General features: G+C 66.7%; 11 protein-coding genes, 1 tRNA gene and 1 pseudogene. 7 read left to right on the forward strand and 6 right to left on the reverse strand.

Annotated features, from left to right (window positions below; genetic code table 11):
- Positions 1-46 precede the first annotated feature (46 nt).
- Positions 47-436, reverse strand: a pseudogene (locus MKK54_RS24750) (AAA family ATPase); the annotation flags it as partial.
- A 482-nt stretch (positions 437-918) separates the two neighbouring features.
- Here MKK54_RS24750 and MKK54_RS13385 point away from each other — a divergent pair.
- Positions 919-1,230, forward strand: coding sequence for a hypothetical protein (locus tag MKK54_RS13385; protein ID WP_244011457.1), 312 nt, complete (start codon positions 919-921; stop codon positions 1,228-1,230).
- A gap of 92 nt (positions 1,231-1,322) precedes the next feature.
- Here MKK54_RS13385 and MKK54_RS13390 read toward each other — a convergent pair.
- The 5 genes from MKK54_RS13390 to MKK54_RS13410 form a co-directional block, all read right to left on the reverse strand.
- Positions 1,323-1,414 (reverse strand) — tRNA-Ser (locus tag MKK54_RS13390).
- A 103-nt stretch (positions 1,415-1,517) separates the two neighbouring features.
- Positions 1,518-3,050: a class I adenylate-forming enzyme family protein gene (locus MKK54_RS13395; protein ID WP_244011458.1), complete on the reverse strand. Its 1,533-nt coding sequence runs from the start codon at positions 3,048-3,050 to the stop codon at positions 1,518-1,520.
- Between the two features lie 82 nt (positions 3,051-3,132).
- Entirely contained in the window at positions 3,133-4,431 is a 1,299-nt protein-coding gene (locus MKK54_RS13400; protein ID WP_244011459.1) for a methyl-accepting chemotaxis protein, read from the reverse strand.
- A 585-nt stretch (positions 4,432-5,016) separates the two neighbouring features.
- Entirely contained in the window at positions 5,017-7,242 is a 2,226-nt protein-coding gene (locus tag MKK54_RS13405; protein WP_244011460.1) for a sensor histidine kinase, read from the reverse strand.
- Positions 7,239-7,541, reverse strand: coding sequence for a SelT/SelW/SelH family protein (locus MKK54_RS13410; protein WP_244011461.1), 303 nt, complete (start codon positions 7,539-7,541; stop codon positions 7,239-7,241). The genes MKK54_RS13405 and MKK54_RS13410 overlap by 4 nt, the downstream gene beginning before the upstream one ends.
- A gap of 195 nt (positions 7,542-7,736) precedes the next feature.
- Between MKK54_RS13410 and MKK54_RS13415 the strand changes: the two genes are divergently transcribed.
- From MKK54_RS13415 to MKK54_RS13440, 6 genes are all read left to right on the forward strand, one after another.
- Positions 7,737-8,375, forward strand: a complete 639-nt coding sequence (locus MKK54_RS13415; protein WP_409564177.1) for a LemA family protein — start codon at positions 7,737-7,739, stop codon at positions 8,373-8,375.
- Between the two features lie 21 nt (positions 8,376-8,396).
- Positions 8,397-9,191 (forward strand): TPM domain-containing protein, encoded by a 795-nt coding sequence (locus MKK54_RS13420; RefSeq protein ID WP_409564178.1) that lies wholly within the window; start codon positions 8,397-8,399, stop codon positions 9,189-9,191.
- Positions 9,181-9,813 (forward strand): TPM domain-containing protein, encoded by a 633-nt coding sequence (locus MKK54_RS13425; protein WP_244011463.1) that lies wholly within the window; start codon positions 9,181-9,183, stop codon positions 9,811-9,813. Before MKK54_RS13420 ends, MKK54_RS13425 begins: the two co-directional genes overlap by 11 nt.
- 154 nt (positions 9,814-9,967) lie before the next feature.
- A complete protein-coding gene (locus MKK54_RS13430; protein ID WP_244011464.1) occupies positions 9,968-12,034 on the forward strand; it encodes a carbon starvation CstA family protein in 2,067 nt (688 codons plus the stop codon).
- A gap of 5 nt (positions 12,035-12,039) precedes the next feature.
- Complete coding sequence (locus MKK54_RS13435) at positions 12,040-12,264, forward strand: YbdD/YjiX family protein (RefSeq protein WP_244011465.1); 225 nt, start codon at positions 12,040-12,042, stop codon at positions 12,262-12,264.
- Positions 12,265-12,453: 189 nt separating this feature from the next.
- On the forward strand, positions 12,454-15,693 hold the full coding sequence (locus MKK54_RS13440; RefSeq protein WP_244011466.1) for an efflux RND transporter permease subunit: 3,240 nt from the start codon (positions 12,454-12,456) through the stop codon (positions 15,691-15,693).
- Positions 15,694-15,751 lie beyond the last annotated feature (58 nt).

Consider the following 15,751-nt stretch of genomic DNA (forward strand, 5'->3'; position numbering starts at 1 on the left):
GACATCGAGCCCTGGGCGCTACCGAGAGTTCAATCGGGACCGAAGGTCATGGTCGTTGAGCTCCCTCGACACCGTACTTCCGGGCGCGCAGATCGAACGCTTCCAAACCACCCTCCATGATACGGGTCACGGCCTCGCGCACCCTTGGGGTCTCGATGGCGCCATCGACTTCGACGCGAACGTGCGTGGTGCCCGCAGGAAGGCGATCCTCGGCAACAGTCGCGACCATCGAGACGACCTTGTCCGCATCCCCATTGACGACGAGGTTGGCGTTGTGGGTCGAGAAGATGATCTGGCGCGAACTTTTAGATGACCGCAGACGCTCGACGATCCTCATGATGACCCGATTGTCGAGATCGTCTTCCGGCTGATCGACAATTAACGTCCCTGCTTCTTGCCGGAGGAGAAGTTCGAGAAGGGCAGATGCCTGGCCACCGACGTGTCCGACAATCTTCGCCCGCACGCCCATGGCGGCATCGCCTGTACCGAGGAGGAGCTCCCGGCGGTGCGACGGGCTTTGCAGCGCGCAGGAGGCCCGTGGGCTGGCGCCGGCTCCCACTACCAGGTGAAGACCCGGCGCCAGTTCGATCCGGACGGTTGGACCGCCTACAGCGAGCGTAACCTCACCGCCGCACGCAAGGTGGTCGGCCCCAACGTGATTGCCGCGTCCGGCGATCTGAAGGTCGCGGCCAAGGCGTTGCATGGCCGCCTTCGAGATCGAGTGATCGCGGCCGCAGCGTAGCCTTCCAATGTCAGGGCCAAGTCAGTTCCGATGATACAGTTGTCGTACAATTTAATAGTCAATTAATTTTGATTATACTTATTTTATCAAAGTTATTATTTAAATAATAATAGATGGATGCATCGCGATCATTCATAAGATCGTTGCCAACCAAAGCAACATCAAGGGATTGCAAAATGCCGACGCAGATCACCGCCGAGCTTTTCGCCGACATCGCTGAGGCCTCCGACGTGACGCACCGGATCGATCAAGGCATTCAGCGGATGACGATGTGCGGGACGCACCGAGACCTCGGCCCGTGGACGGCCATACAGGACGGCGATCACTTCTGGATCGCCAGCGAGGCCGGTTCAGTCGACGTGGCGCGCTTCCTCTTGGACGAAGCGGATTTCCTCGATGACGACGTCGACAATCGAAACGAGCCGGATTTCATCACCGAGGAGGAAGACAAAAACCCGCCCGGCGCCGATGGGTTTGTGCGTCCCTGACGCCATCCACTACAAAACGCCAACCACAAGCAAACTACAAAGCGGCTTACAAGTGCCCGCTTAAGCCATTGACTGGATTATGAAAAATGGAATGGCGGAGACGGAGGGATTCGAACCCTCGATACCCCTTTCGGGGTATGCTCATTTAGCAAACGAGTGCCTTCAGCCGCTCGGCCACGTCTCCGCAGGCCGTCGATCTAGAATTTCGCGTTTGGCAGGTCAAGCTACGTTTCGCGGCGGAGGGCAAAATGTGCGCGTGGTGTGCGCCGGGCCGGATGGATGCGCTCTCATGCGTCCGCGAGACGCTTGCGTTGCACCTTGCCATTCGGCGTCCGGGGCAGGGCGTCGAGGAAGCGGACCGCGCGTGGACATTTGTAGGCGGCGAGGCGATCGTGGCACCAGGCGATCAGGGACGCTTCGTCCACGGACGCATCCTGGCGCCTGACGACGAAGGCCGCGATAACGGTGAGGTCGGGGCGCACCGCGAGTTCGGTCACGCCGACCTCGGCCACGTCCGGGTGTCCGATGAGCACGCTCTCCACCTCGTTCGGCGACACCCGGTACCCGAGCGCGTTCATCAGATCATCGTTCCGGCCATGAAAGGTGAGGTAGCCCTCGGCGTCGAGGCTCGCGAGATCCCCACCCGCGAACCAGTCGCCGCGCATCACCGCCGCCTCTTCCTCCGGGCGGTTCCAGTACCCCAGCATCAGGCCCGGCTCGGAGCGATGCACCGCGAGCAATCCGACCTCTCCGAGGGGAAGCGGTTCAGGCACGCCCTCGACCGGAAGGATCGCAACCCGCCGGCCGGGCTGGGGCTTGCCGGGAGAGCCGGCCCGCACCGGAATGGTCGGGCCGCTCGACACGAAGGTCGAGATCTCGCTCATCCCGAGCGCCTCGTAGAGCGGCTTGCCGGTGGCCTGGCGCCAGGCGTCCAGCAATTCCGGGGCGAGCGCCTCGCCCGCCGTCACCCCGTGGCGCAGGGCCCCGAGATCATGGGCAGCGAGATCGGAATATTTCAGGATCTGGCGATAGAGGCTCGGGACGGCGGCGAACAACGTCGCGCGGTGCCGGGCGATCAGGGCCGGCCACACCGACGCATCGCGCGGGCCGTCGTAGAGCACGGCCGTCGCGCCGCAGGCCCAGGGATCGGTCAGGCCGACGCCGAGGGTATAGGTCCAGTTCATCGTCCCGGCATGCAGCATCACATCGCTCTCGGAGAGTCCGAGCCAGTGGGCGTGCATCGGGCGTCGTCCGCGAATGGCGCGATGGGCGTGCAGCACGCCCTTCGGACGGTTCGTGGTGCCGGACGTGTAGATCAACGTGGCCGGGTCGTCGGCTCCAGTATCGGCATAATCCGCCACCGGCGGACCCGCCTTCATCGCGGCGACATCGGAGGGTCCGAGCAGCCGGCACGACCCGAGGCTTGCCCGATCGACCGTATGACCCTCACCGACCACCACGGCCGAAACGCCCGCATTCTCCATGAGGAACGCGGCCTCGGACGGGGTGAGTTGCGGCGAGGACGGCAGAGCGATCAGGCCGGCGGCGAGAATGCCGAAATAAACGAGGGCATAATCCGCCTCGTTTCCCATGCGGATCATCACCCGGGCGCCCGGCGCGAGCCCGAGGCGCTCGAGGCCCGCAGCGATGCCCCGCGCCGCTCGATCGGCCTCACGGAACGTCAGGGTGCGTGTCGCCTCGCCCGGGCCCGCCATGACGAGCGCGATCTTGTCCGGTCGCAGCCTGGCGTTCTCGGCGAGGCAGTAACGGGCGCCGTTGAAGCGATCCGATGGGAGATCGAGGTCATGCGCTTGGGACAAGGTGAGGGGCTCCGCGGTTGCTCCTCCCTACGGATGCGCGAACCCGACCGTCACACAAGAGTGCCGCCGACGAAGATCGGCCTCAGCCGACGATTTCCGCGGCGGTGGCGAGCATCTCTTTCATCGCCTCGGCCGAGGCCTGATAGGCTGGCGTTCCGACGTCCCAATTGCCGGCCTTGATCGCCTCGATCATCCGGGCAGCCTCCGCGAGCGCCCGCGTTTCCGCCGCGGCGAACCGGCCGAATGCCGGATGCGTGGCCGGCGCCGTTCCGGTGAGACGGGTGCTCAAACTGTCACCCGCCCGGCCGGAGAGTGTCGCGATGGCGTCGTCGGGCTGGGCCAGTCCGACGAGGACGCGGGCGAGCTTACGCTTCCAGGCGCCGACATCGGCGGGGAGCCGAACGAGCGCGTAGAGCGGCTTTTGATGTGCGCCGGCATCGAGCACGGCTTGGCCCTTCGCCTCGGCCCGAACGAGGCGGCCGGTGATCTTCTCGATCTCCTCGTGGGTCTTGGCGGCCTTGCCGGCGATGCTCTGCACACTCGTCGAGATTTCGCCCGTGGCGGCGCGCTGCTGGCCCAGCATCTGCGAGATGGCTTGGTTCAGGTCGCTCGCATGGGCGATGCGTTCATTGGTGTCTTCGATCCGCCGCTCCAAATGATCGACGATAGAACGGCCCGATGTGACGGCGGTCCGACTCTGAGAGACCGCATTGGAGATGGTGTCCATCTCGGTGGTCAAGGTGCTGAGCAGTCCGCGGATCTCGCCGGTCGATTTCGCGGTCTGCGCCGACAAGGCCTTGACCTCCGCGGCCACCACCGCGAAGCCGCGCCCGGCCTCGCCGGCACGGGCCGCTTCGATCGTTGCATTCAGCGCCAGGAGGTTCGTCTGGGCCGAAATCGCCGCGATGGCCGTGGCCATCGCCTCGATCTGCGCGATGGCGCGCTCCAGAACCACGACCCGCTCCGCGATCTGCCCGGTGCGGGTGTCGATCTCCTGCATGGATGCGCGCGCCTGCTGCGCGTCGCCGATGCAGGTCTGCATGGCGGCCAGCGCATCCTGGGCCACGGTGACGACCGTGTCGGAAGTCTGCGCGACTTCCGCGACCGAGGCGGCCATCTCTTCCGTGGCGCCCGCGATGGTCTGGGTCGCGCGCGCGACTTCCGCGACGTCGTAGGTCATCCAACCGGTGTTGGTCGCCGCCTCGGATGCTTCGCGAGCCAGAGCCGCCGCATTGCCGAGACTGCGCAGGAGCCCGACTTCGTGCCCGGCATGCAGCCCTTCCAGCGCCGCGCGAAGCGCACCGTCCGGCAGATCACCCGTCTTCAGATCCTGATTCGTCATCAGGGCCTCGACCGCTCGCAACAACCGCGCCTCGTCCACCGAGGGGCTTTGATCCGGCGCGACCGCGATCGACGGCTGCTTCTTGTCGGATCGGGCGAACGGAAGTCCGAGCATGGATTATGGTCCCAACCTATGTTCGGTCGGACCTTACATGCCCAAGATTAATGCACCCTTATCGCCCCAGAAATGCTGAAAACGTAGGCCTTCCACGGATTCCCGGCGAGGAAAGGCGGGATGCGGCCAACCGCGGCCGATGTCTCCATCGACATCCCCCGCCTGCAGGAACACGCAAAGACCCACCGACTTCTGGATGCTTCAGCCCCACGCGGGCAAAGTTACATTTGGATACAAAAATACGGCGATTTCTTATTATAAACTTTGATTCAAATGCACGGCAATATCATATCCTGAGCATTGGATGCGGCGAAAACCAAAGATCAATGCCATACTGCATTTTTTGAAAATCTGTATTCGTTGCCAACTCTGCAAAATAAAAACAAAGGCACACATGGATGCCGGATGTCTTCATCGACGCCGACTCCGATGCCGAAGGGTGGCCGCGACCGTCCGTCCGGCACCGGTACGACGGGAAACCTTCGAGCCTGCCCGTGGATACGATAGCGGTCAGGCCGAGTGCGACAGAGGCATTTCCCGAGGCCCGATCATGTCGGCCTTGCGCTCGAGCAGGGTCGGCGGAGGCACGGGCGCCTCGATCGTGCAGACGACGCCCGCGACCGCGAACAGGAGTTGCACCTCGCCGTCGAGTTCGCGCGCGAGACTGCGCTCGATCAGGCGAGAGCCGAACCCGGTTCGGGTCGGCGGAGTGACCGGCGGCCCCCCATCCTCGCTCCACCGCAGCATCAGGCGCGTCTCCGGCTTGCGATCCACCGTCCAGGTGATGGTGACCGTACCGCCCTCCCGGGACAACGCTCCGTACTTGACCGCGTTGGTGCCGAGTTCGTGAAGCGCCATGGCGATGGACAGGGCGAGGCGCGGCGACAGGCGCAACGCGGGGCCCGAGACGCGGAAGCGGGAGTGCTGGCCGTCCACCGTGTCGAGGGGGGCGATGGCGTCGGCCACGACATTGCCGAGTTCGGCGCCGTCCCAGCTCTCGCGGGTGAGCACGTTGTGGACCCGCGCCAAAGCCAGCAGGCGCGCCTCGAAGGCGCCCCGGGCCGCCGAGGCTTCGGGCCCGTCGAGACGGCGCAACGACTGTCCGGCGATGGATTGGACCGTCGCCAGCGTGTTCTTCACCCGGTGATTCAATTCATGAATGAGCAGCTGCTGATGCTCGGCCGCCCGCTTGGCATCGGTGATGTCGACGTTGCATCCGGTATAGCCGAGGAAGTTTCCGGTATCGTCGGTTCGCGGCACACCCTCGCAGCGCAGCCAGCGCACGATCCCGTCGCGGTCGATCACGCGGACATCGGCCTGGAAGGGCATGCGGGATTCGAAGGCCGTCTGGAACAGCGTTGCGAAGGTTTCGACATCGTCCGGAAAGATGATCCGGCGCCAATCCTCGTCCGTCAGCACCGCCGCGGTGTCGACGCCGAACATGTGGTCGAAATGCATGTTGGCGAAGCTGATCCGGGATGTCTCGTCCGTCATCCAGATCAGCGCGGGCGCGGAATCCGCCATGTGCCGGAACCGGGCTTCGCTCTCCCGAAGGGCGCTCAGGCCGCGCTCGGTCTCGGCGAGGGCGCGGTCGCGCTCGTCGCTGCGCGTTCGCAGCCGCAGCGACGCATCGGCGAGAACATCGCCCAGCCGGCGGATCTCGTGGATCGGCGAGGTGATGCGCGGGATGACCTCGCCGCGCGCCAGGGCCGGCCCTGTCGCCGCCAACCGCCGCAGGGGTCGGGAGACGCGTGACCAGAGGTGCACGGCGAGGATGGACGACGTCGCCAGGACGAGGAAGCCGAACCCGCAGAAGGCCCAGATCCAGTTGCGCAGGCGCGCGTCGACCAGGGCCTGCGGGATGATCGCGGTGGCCGTCCAGCCCGTCAGACGGGAGCGAGCCTCGACCGCCGTGATCGGCTTCATGTGACGGTCCTTGCCCTCCCACACGCCGGGCGTCGCGGTCTGGCGCTGGCGCAGGGTCGCGAGGCGATGCGTGCCGACGACGGATTCCAGCAGCGGGACCCTGGCGAGCACGACGCCCTCGCGGTCGGACAGCCCCGTGGTCCAGCCCTGGACGGCTTCGCGGGAGACGAGTTCCTCAAGGCGGCGGATCGGCACGGTGAAGCTGAGAATGTGGCTCACGCCGCCCTCGTTCACCACCGGTACCGCCACGGCGTAGGTCGCGTTCTCGGGCTGCATGCCCTTGATGAAGCCCGAGACCGTCGCGCGCTGCGTTCCGGTCGCGAGATCGCGGTCCTGCGGCAAGGTGCTCTGCGGCAGGGGGGCGCCGCGCGGCACGGCGGTGTTGACGACCTGCTGACCGTCGAGCCTGCGCAGCAGGATATCGAGGCCGACGGCATCGCGCACGAGGCGGGCCTGGGCATCGAAATTGTCGAACTCGTTGTCCTTCAGGCGCGGCGAGGTCGCCAGGGTCTGGAGCACCGAGACGAGGCCGGCCGTATCGCGATCGACCGAGAGCGCGATCCCGCGCACGGTCTCGCGCGCATCCTGCTCGAACCGGGCGCGCTCCGTGGCGGCGTAGCGCACCAGAAGGATGGCCGTGAAGATCAGACCCGGCCCGATCAGCGCGACCACGAGGGCGACGAGGTAGACCTGCGTCGAGAGTCCGCGCTGACGGATGCGGGCGAGGGCGCGCACCAGCGGCGCGTGCCGCCACCACCAGCGCCAGCCATCCGTCTCGCTCGCGGGGTCGTTCCGGCGGCTGTCGCTCATGACCGATCGATATGGCCGAGGTCGCGCTCCGGCGCGAGGCGGTCGCGCACGCGTTGCTTCAGGATCTTCACGTCGGGAAATCCGCCATCCACGGTGCGATCCCAGATCGTGTCCGGCCCGCACAGGATGACGAACACGCCGCCGTGACCAGGGATCAGGGCGACTTCTCCGAGGTCGTCCCGGAACGTCGAGAGGAGTTCCTGCGCCATCCATGCCGCCCGGAGCAGCCACTGACACTGCGTGCAGTAGGTGATGGAAACCCGCGGCTTCCCGGGTGACAGGCGGGCATCGTCGTCCATAGGCCGGTAAAGCGACCGATCCATCGGGGGTTGTCAACCATGCGGTGCGAGGGTTCACGACGGGCGGCGTTCGATGAAGAGGCCAAGCTTTTCCCGACGGCACCTTATCCCGGGGTCGCGAATTGCCTATCTGTCGCAGCGCGGCGCCACCGCGCCGACGCCGCGCGCCGATCGGTCGTTCCCGGGAGTCTCCTCATGCGTTCAAGTGCCGCCATCGCCGGACCCGTGTCCGGACGGGCTTGGTTCGCCAGGGCGAGGAGCGTTGCCGCCGTGCTGGCTCTCGCCGTGGGCCTCGGCGGTTGCGGCGCGATCAACCGGGTTCCGACCCTGGAAGAGCGCGCGAAATCGTCCTGGAGCGAGGTTCAGAACCAGTATCAGCGCCGCGCCGACCTGATTCCGAATCTCGTCGAGACGGTGAAGGGCTACGCCCAGCAGGAGAAGGATGTCCTCATCGGGGTGACCGAGGCGCGGGCGAAGGCCAGCAGCGTCAAGGTCGACGCCTCCACGGTCAGCGATCCCCAGAAGTTCAAGGCGTTTCAGGACGCCCAGAATCAGCTCTCCGGCGCCCTCGGCCGGCTGCTGGTCACCGTGGAGCGCTACCCGGATATCAAGTCCAACCAGAACTTCCTCGCCCTGCAATCGCAGTTGGAGGGAACGGAGAACCGGATCGCCGTCGCACGCCGCGATTACATCGGCGCGGTGCAGGAATATAACACCGAGGTTCGCACCATCCCGGGCCGTTGGATCGCGGCCTGGTTCTATCCCGAGGCCAAGCCGATGGAGACCTTCACGGCGACCCCGAATTCCGAGCGGCCGCCGAACGTCAAGTTCTAGGGCTCCGTGCGGATCTCCGAAGTGTCGCTCCCGTCGATCCGCGCCAGGCGTGCGGCCTCGCTCGGCATCCTGACCGCGTTTCTCCTCGTAGCCGCATCCTGGTGCCTTCGGGCCGAGGCTGCCGAGCGGAGCTTTCCGCCACTCACCGGGCGCGTCGTCGACGCGGCCGGCATCCTCAAGCCCGACGACCGAGCAACCCTCGAGGCGAAACTAAAGGCCTACGAGGAGAAGACCTCCGATCAGGTCGTCGTGGCGACCGTGCCGAGCCTGCAGGACCGGACGGTCGAGGATTACGCCAACCGCCTATTCCGGGCGTGGAAGATCGGGCAGGCCAAGACCAACAACGGGGCTCTGTTGCTCGTCGCTCCGCACGAGCGGAAGGTTCGGATCGAGGTCGGCTACGGACTGGAAGGCGCCCTGACCGACGCCTTGTCGAAGACCATCATCACGACGGCGATCGCTCCGCGCTTCAAGACCGGCGACTACGCGGGCGGGATCAACGCCGGCATCGACGCGATGCTGTCGATCCTGGCCGGCGATGCCGAGGAATGGCAGCGCAAGGGGAAGATCCGCGCCGACGAGGCCGATCCCGGGCAAGTCATCGTCTTCGTCATCCTGTTCCTCGTCATTCTGATCGTCGTCTACCGGATGAATCGGAACCGGCGCGGCGGCGGTTTCGTGATCCTGCCGGGTCCCTCGTCCGGCGGCTGGAGCGGCGGCGTGTCCGGCGGGTTCGACGGCGGCGGGGGCTCGGGTGGGGGATTCTCGGGTGGCGGCGGATCTTCGGGCGGAGGAGGGGCGTCGGGTGACTGGTAACGGGACCGACCTTCTGAGCCGCGGATCGTGCGACCGCATCGCCGAAGCCATCCGGTCCGCCGAGGCCGAGACCTCCGGCGAGATCGTGGTGCTCGTGGCGGCGCGGGCCGGCTTCTACCGATCGGCCCCCTTGCTGGCCGCACTCGCCTGCGGGCTGATCGTGCCCTGGCCGCTCATCCTGCTGACGCCCTGGAGCGCAGCCTCGATCGCGCTCGCGCAGGTGGCCCTGGTCCTGCTGGTCCTGCTCGCCGGTGCGCCTCACCGCGCGCGCCTCGCCCTGGTCCCGCGCAGCGTCCGGCGTGCCCGTGCGCACGAGGCCGCCTTACGGGAATTCAGCGCACGCGGTCTGGCGCGGACCGAGGGGCGCACCGGCGTGCTCATCTATCTGTCCGTCGCGGAGGGGCATGCTGAGATCGTCGCCGATCGCGGCGTGGCGTCCCGGGTTCCCGCGCAGACCTGGAGCCGAACCATCGAGGGACTGCTCGGGGGCCTGCGGCGAGGCGAGATGGAGGCCGGCTTGGTTTCGGCGGTCCGGGAGGTCGGTGCCATTCTGGCGCGTGAACTGCCTCCCGAGGCGGTGCCGGCCGATGCCCTGCCGAACCGGGTGATCCTCGTCGGGTGACGGGATCGCCGCGCGATCAGCGGTAACAAAGTAGAAATTTGTTATTCAAAGGCCGTGGCCTCGCCCCGGCCGGCCCCTGGCTCTTCCGAAAAATTCTTGCCAAAAGGACGCTTGACGATCTGCCATCAAGGACAGGTCGCTGGAGCGAGACGTCATGAGCGCGATAACGAGGCACGGGCCCTGGGCCCTGGTGGGAGCGTTGGGAGCCGCAGCGCTCGCCATCGTCGCGACGACGCGCGGCGAAACCGTGAACGCCCTCTGGATCGTGGTCGCGGCGGTCTGCATCTACCTGATCGCCTACCGGTACTACTCGCTCTTCATTTCCGAAAAGGTCATGCGGCTCGACGACCGGCGCCCGACGCCGGCCCATGTCCACAATGATGGCCTCGACTACGTCCCGACCAACCGCAACGTCCTGTTCGGCCACCACTTCGCCGCCATCGCGGGCGCCGGTCCCCTGGTCGGCCCCGTGCTCGCCGCGCAGATGGGCTACCTGCCGGGCCTGCTCTGGATCCTGGCCGGCGTTGTGCTGGCGGGCGCGGTGCAGGACTTCATGGTCCTCTTCATTTCGATGCGCCGTGACGGCCGCTCGCTCGGCGAGCTGATCCGTTCCGAACTCGGGACCATTCCGGGCGTGATCGCACTGTTCGGCACCTTCATGATCATGGTGATCCTGCTCGCGGTGCTCGCGATGATCGTCGTGAAGGCCCTGGCCGAGAGCCCGTGGGGCACCTTCACCGTCGCGGCGACGATCCCGATCGCGATGCTGATGGGCCTCTATGCCCGCTACATCCGTCCGGGCAAGGTCGGCGAGGTCTCCATCATCGGCTTCGTGCTGCTGATGCTGGCCATCGTCTACGGCGGCAACGTCGCGGCCGACCCGTACTGGGGTCCGTTCTTCACCTTCACCGGCACGCAGCTGTGCTGGCTTCTGATCGGCTACGGCTTCGTCGCCTCCATCCTGCCGGTCTGGCTCCTGCTCGCCCCGCGCGACTATCTCTCGACCTTCCTCAAGATCGGCACGATCGTCGGCCTCGCGCTCGGCATCGCCTACGTCGCCCCGCACATGCGGATGCCGGCCGTGACCAAGTTCGTCGACGGCAGCGGTCCGGTCTGGGCCGGGTCTCTGTTCCCGTTCCTGTTCATCACCATCGCCTGCGGCGCGGTCTCGGGTTTCCACGCCCTGATCTCCTCGGGCACCAGCCCCAAGCTGATCGACCGTGAGTCGGACGCCCGCTTCATCGGCTACGGCGGCATGCTCATGGAGAGCTTCGTGGCCGTGATGGCGCTGGTCTCCGCCAGCGTGATCGAGCCGGGCATCTACTTCACCATGAACTCGCCGGCCGGCCTCGTGGGCACCACGCCCGAGAGCGCCGCCGCCGCGGTGACCAAGCTCGACCCGGCCTTCACGATCACGGCGGCCGAGATCGCCCAGACCGCCGTGGATGTCGGCGAGCACTCGATCATCTCACGCGCCGGCGGCGCGCCGACCCTCGCGGTGGGCATGGCGCACATCATCTCCTCGGCCATCGGCGGCAAGGCGATGATGGCGTTCTGGTACCACTTCGCCATCCTGTTCGAGGCCCTGTTCATCCTGACCGCCGTCGATGCGGGAACCCGAGCCGGGCGCTTCATGCTGCAGGACCTGCTCGGGTTGGTCTCGCCGACGTTCAAGGACACGACGGCCTGGGCGCCCAGCATCCTTGCCACCGCCCTGTGCGTCGGCGCCTGGGGCTACTTCCTCTACCAGGGCGTCACCGATCCGCTGGGCGGCATCTACACCCTCTGGCCGCTGTTCGGCATCTCCAACCAGATGCTGGCCGCCGTCGCCCTGACGCTCGCCACGGTGGTGATCTTCAAGATGAAGCGTGAGCGCTACGCCTTCGTCACGATCATCCCGACCGTGTGGCTGTGCATCTGCACGCTCACCGCCGGCTGGCAGAAGATCTTCTCGGCGGATCCGAAGATCGGCTTCCTCTCGCATGCCGACCGGTTCTCGGCCGCGATCGCCGAGAACAAGGTGCTCGCGCCGGCCAAGAACATGGCCGACATGCACAAGATCGTCTTCAACGACCGGATCGACGCGGCGCTGGCGGTGATGTTCGTCGGCCTCGTCCTGGCCATCGCCACCTTCGGCGTCATGGCCTGCCTCAAGGCCTACCGGGCCGATCGCTGGACCGCCCTCGAGAGCGGCGGCCCGGCCGTGGTTCCGGCGGAGTAAGCACCATGGCGCTGTCGTCGGCGGAATTGCGCGATCGTCTGAAGACTTTCTCGAAATGCGTCTGCGACGGCGCCCGCCTCATGGTGGGGCAGGGCGACTACGAGGTCTACGCCGCCCATATCCGCAAGACCCACGCGGATCAGGAGCCGATGAGCGAGCGGGAGTTCTTCCGGAACCGGGAGAACGCACGTTTCGGCGTCGGCAACCGCAGCGGGTTCCGCTGCTGCTGATCGCGTGACCGTCGTGTTTGGCGCTTCCTGATCGGGGCGCCGTGCCCCTGTGTCGCGCAGGGCTCGCGCGATGCGGCATTCATCCGGAAACAAAACACCTGCATGCAGTATCCATGCGGCGCGGCGCCACGGCTGCGTCGCTCGCTCGCCCGTGCGACCGTGGTCGCGGCGGTCGATCACGGAGACGGCATGGGCCTCGTCCAGTACGCGCTGAAATTCCGCATCACGATCTACGTGCTCGCCGTGCTGATGATGCTCGGCGGAGCGGCGGCGGTCGTGGTCGCGCCGAAGGACGTGCTGCCGACCGTCGACATCCCGGTCGTGGTGGTGGTCTGGACCTATAATGGCCTGTCGACCTCCGAGATGGAGCGTCGCATCACCACCTACGCCGAGTTCTCGCTCTCCAACAACGTCAACAACATCGCCCGGATGGAATCGACCACCCTCCAGGGCACGGCGATCCAGAAGATCTACTTCGACGGCTCGGTGAGCATCGATCTGGCCATCGCCCAGGTCGTCTCGGCCATGAACTCGATCCGGTCGAACATGCCGCCCGGCGTGCAGCCGCCCATCGTCCTGCGCTTCTCGGCCTCCTCGGTGCCGGTGATCCAGCTCGCGCTCTCCTCCGACCGCGAGAGCCTGACGAAGGTCTTCGACTACGCCCAGTACCGCATCCGCCAGCGCCTGACCCAGGTTCCGGGCTCGACGCTGCCCTCGCCCTTCGGCGGCACGCCGCGCCAGATCATGGTCGATCTCGACCTGCACGCCCTCCAGGCCCTCGGCCTCACCGCGCTCGACGTGACCAATGCCGTCACCGCGCAGAACCTCACCGTGCCCTCGGGCCTCGCCAAGATCGGCGAGCAGCAATACCCCGTGCAGCTCAACGCCTCGCCGGAGGCCATCGACGCGCTCAATCAGATCCCCATCAAGGTGGTGGGCGGCCAGCCGATCCTGGTGCGCGACGTGGCCTATGTCCGCGACGGCGGGCCGCCGCAGGTCAACATCGTGCGGGCCGACGGCCTGCACTCGGTGCTGATGCGCATCTTCAAGAACGGCACCGCCTCGACGCTCGACGTGGTGAACAACGTCAAGAAGGCGCTGCCGGACATCCAGGCCGCCGCCCCCGAGGGCATGAGCCTCAAGCCGCTGTTCGACCAGTCGGTCTTCGTCTCGGCGGCGATCGAGGGCGTGATCCACGAGGCTGTCATCGCGGCGGCCCTCACGGGCCTCACCATCCTGCTGTTCCTCGGCTCGTGGCGCTCCACCATCGTGGTGCTGGTCTCGATCCCGCTCTCGATCCTGACCTCCCTGGCGATCCTGGCGGCCCTGGGCGAGACCATCAACGTGATGACGCTCGGCGGGCTGGCGCTGGCGGTCGGCATCCTCGTCGACGACGCCACCGTGGCGATCGAGAACACCTACCGGCTGTTCGAGGAAGGCGAGCCGTTTCGCAAATCCGTGGTGGAGGGGGCCGCCGGCATCGCCAAGCCGGCGCTGATCTCGACGCTCTCGATCTGCGCGGCCTTCGTCTCCGTCTTCGCGCTGACCGACACGCCGAAATACCTGTTCACCCCCCAGGCGCTCGCGGTGGTGTTCGCGATGCTGACCTCCTACGTCCTCTCGCGCACCCTGGTGCCGGTGCTGATCGACGTGCTGGTCGCACGCGAATACGAGGCCAAGCACCACGACTCCGAGCACGGGGCGGGCGCCGCGCCGCGCCGTGGCCGGCTGGCCCGGGCCTTCGGCTGGATCGGCGGGCCGGTGTTCCGCCTCGCGGGGCGGTTCCGCCACGGCTTCGAGGCCCGGTTCACGCGCTTCCACCGGAGCTATCTCGGGCTCCTGCACGTCGTCATCGGCCACCGCGTGGCGACGCTGGGCCTCGTGGCGGCGGTGTTCGCGACCACGGCCGGCCTCTTCCTGTATGTGGGCCAGGACTACTTCCCGCAGGTGGCCTCGAGCCAGATGACCCTGCACCTGCGCACCCGGCCGGGCATGCGCATCGAGACCGCCGAACAGGTCTTCGCGCAGGTCGAGAACGTGGTCCGCGAAGTCGTGCCCGAAGGTGAGATCGATCAGATCCTCGACAATATCGGCCTGCCATCGAACAACTACAATTTCGCGTTCTCGGACGGTTCGTTCGTCGCCTACAACGACGGCCAGATGCTCATCAACCTGAAGGAAGGCCACGGCTCGGTGGCCGACTACACCAAGCGCCTGCGCGAGGTTCTGCGCGAGCGCTTCCCCGACGTGGTCTTCTACTTCCAGCCCTCCGACATCATCACCCAGATCCTCAACTTCGGCACCGTCGCGCAGATCGACATCCAGGTCTCGGGCCGCAACACCGCGAAGGATCTGGAGGTCGCGCAGAACATCGTCCGCCGCCTCAAGGCGACGCGGGGCGCCGTCGACGTGCACCTGCACCAGATCGTCGGCACGCCGCAATTCTTCGTGGACGTGGACCGGCGCCTCGCCTCCGAGCTCGGCCTGACGCAGCAGCAGATCGCGCAAGGGCTGAACGTCTCGCTCTCGGGCTCCTTCCAGGTGACGCCCAACTTCTGGACCGACCCGAAGACCGGCATCCCCTACCAGCTCTGGGTGCAGACGCCGGAATACCGCAACGATTCGCTCACCGCGCTCCAGAACACGCCGCTCCTCGTCAACGGGAACTCCGACGCGCCGGGCGTGCTCACCCTGCTCTCCAGCGTCTCGACCATGCGCCGCGAGGGGTCTCAGACGGTGATCAACCACGTCAACACGCAACCGACCTTCAACATCTACGCGGCGGTGCAGGACAGCGACCTCGGCTCGGTGGCGAGGGAAATCCGGCAGATCGTCGCCGACGAACAGAAGGCCCTGCCGGCGCCCGACAAGATCACGGTGCGCGGCCAGATCGAGAACATGGACTCGGCGTTCTTCCGGCTCCAGGCCGGCCTCGCCATCGCCCTGGTCGCGGTCTACCTGCTGATGGCGGTGAACTTCCAGAGCTGGGGCGACCCCTTCGTGGTGCTGGCCGCGCTGCCGCTGGCCTTCTGCGGCATCGTCGCGAGCCTGTTCATCACCGGCACGACCTTCTCGATTCCCTCGCTGTTCGGCGCCATCATGTCGGTGGGCATCGCATCCGCCAACTCGATCCTGCTCGTGACCTTCGCCAAGGAACACCGCGAGGCGACGGGCTGCGGCGCCGTCGAGGCGGCCCTGCTCGCGGGCGAGACCCGGCTGCGACCCGTGCTGATGACCGCGAGCGCGATGTTCCTCGGCCTGATCCCCATGGCCCTGGGAACGGGCGAGGGGGGCGAGCAGAACGCGGCGCTGGCCCGCGCCGTGATGGGCGGCATCGCGGTGGGCACGCCCGCCACGCTGCTGTTCGTGCCGTTCCTCTACACCCTGCTGCGGCGGGGCGACGTCAAGCCGCTGGAGGATTACGCGTGAGCCGGGACCGGGACTTGGGCGTTGTCACGACGACGGGGCTTCGGCCAGCGCTGGAATT

The organism is Methylobacterium sp. J-068 (genome assembly GCF_022829445.1).
Lineage (GTDB): Bacteria > Pseudomonadota > Alphaproteobacteria > Rhizobiales > Beijerinckiaceae > Methylobacterium.